This window comes from Streptomyces sp. NPDC052109 (assembly GCF_040680195.1).
Classification (GTDB): Bacteria; Actinomycetota; Actinomycetes; order Streptomycetales; family Streptomycetaceae; genus Streptomyces.
Window position 1 is genome coordinate 1 of sequence record NZ_JBFAWF010000068.1, and the last position, 1,747, is coordinate 1,747.

Genomic DNA, 1,747 nt, shown 5'->3' on the forward strand with positions numbered 1-1,747 from the left:
TGGAAGGCCATGTGGCACTCGTCGCCGCCGGAGGAGTAGTCGCCGAAGTAGTCGACGACGTCCTCCGGCCACTGGTTGGCCTCCGCCAGCAGCACCTTGTCGGGGTACTGCGTGTCGATCTCCTTGCGCACCCGCTTCAGGAACTCGTGGGTCGCCGGCAGGTTCTCGCAGTTGGTGCCCTCCTGCTGGTACAGGTACGGCACCGCGTCGAGCCGGAATCCGTCGATGCCGAGGTCCAGCCAGAACTTCAGCGCGGAGATCATCTCCTCCTGCACGGCCGGGTTCTCGTAGTTGAGGTCCGGCTGGTGCGAGAAGAAGCGATGCCAGTAGTACTGCTTGCGTACCGGGTCGTACGTCCAGTTGGAGGCCTCGGTGTCGACGAAGATGATCCGGGCGCCCTGGAACTGCTTGTCGTCGTCGGCCCAGACGTAGTAGTCCCCGTACGGACCGTCCGGGTCCCGCCTCGACTCCTGGAACCACGGGTGCTGGTCGCTGGTGTGGTTCATGACGAAGTCGATGATCACGCGCATGCCGCGCTGGTGGGCGGCGTCCACGAACTCCACGAAGTCGGCCAGGTCACCGAACTCCGGGAGTACCGCGGTGTAGTCGGAGACGTCGTAACCGCCGTCCCTGAGGGGGGATTTGAAGAACGGTGGCAGCCACAGGCAGTCCACGCCGAGCCACTGCAGATAGTCGAGCTTGGCGGTCAGGCCCTTCAGGTCGCCGACCCCGTCGCCGTTGCTGTCCTGGAAGGAGCGGACCAGGACCTCGTAGAAGACGGCGCGTTTGAACCACTCCGGGTCCCGGTCCTTGGCGGGGGTGTCCTCGAAGGTGTCCGGAACCGGCTCATTGACGATCATATTGTGGGTGACCCTCCCATCTGCGGGGTGGACGGTCGCAGGACGGTGCTGTGTTCACCCGGGGGACGACCCCGGTCCCCCCGGCCGACGGTGAACACATGCGCGCCACCGGGCCCGAGTCGCACATAGTTGGCCCTGCCCCAGTAGTAGGTCTCGCCGGTGAGCTCGTCGCGCACCGGCACCGACTCGTGCCAGTCCAGGCCGAGTTGCGGCATGTCCAACGAGACCGTGGCCTCCTGGGTGTGGTGCGGGTCGAGGTTGGCGACCACCAGAACCGTGTTCGACCCGCTCCGCTTCGAGTAGGCGATCACCGCGTCCTTGTCGGCGTGGTGGAAGTACAGATCCCGCAGTTGGCGCAGTGCGGGACTCTGCCGCCGGAGGGTGTTGAGCCGGGTGATCAGGGGTGCGATGGTCCGGCCGTCGCGTGCCGCCGCTTCCCAGTCGCGTGGCCTGAGCTGGTACTTCTCCGAGTCCAGGTACTCCTCGCTGCCCTCCTTCAGCGGGGTGTTCTCGCACAGCTCGTAGCCGCTGTAGATGCCCCAGGTGGGGGAGAGGGTCGCGGCGAGGACGGCCCGGACCTCGAAGGCGGGCCGGCCGCCGTACTGGAGGTAGGCGTGCAGGATGTCCGGGGTGTTGACGAAGAGGTTGGGCCGCATGTACGCCGCCGCCTCTCCCGACAACTCGCCCAGGTACTCGGTGAGTTCCTGCTTGCTGTTGCGCCAGGTGAAGTACGTGTACGACTGCTGGAAGCCGATCTGGGCGAGGGTGTGCATCATCGCCGGCCGGGTGAACGCCTCGGCCAGGAAGATCACGTCCGGGTCCCTGCCGTTGACCTCGTCGATCACCCGCTCCCAGAAGACCACCGGCTTGGTGTGCGGGTTGTCGAC

At 66.2% G+C, this 1,747-nt stretch carries 1 protein-coding gene and 1 pseudogene; both read right to left on the reverse strand.

What is annotated here, in order from left to right; translation table 11 throughout:
- Positions 1 to 860 (reverse strand): alpha-amylase family glycosyl hydrolase (locus tag AB0L59_RS42210; RefSeq protein WP_365593517.1); only part of this gene is annotated, 860 nt, incomplete at its 3' end.
- A pseudogene (locus tag AB0L59_RS42215) lies at positions 857 to 1,747 on the reverse strand (alpha-1,4-glucan--maltose-1-phosphate maltosyltransferase); the annotation flags it as partial. The pseudogene AB0L59_RS42215 and the gene AB0L59_RS42210, both read right to left, overlap by 4 nt.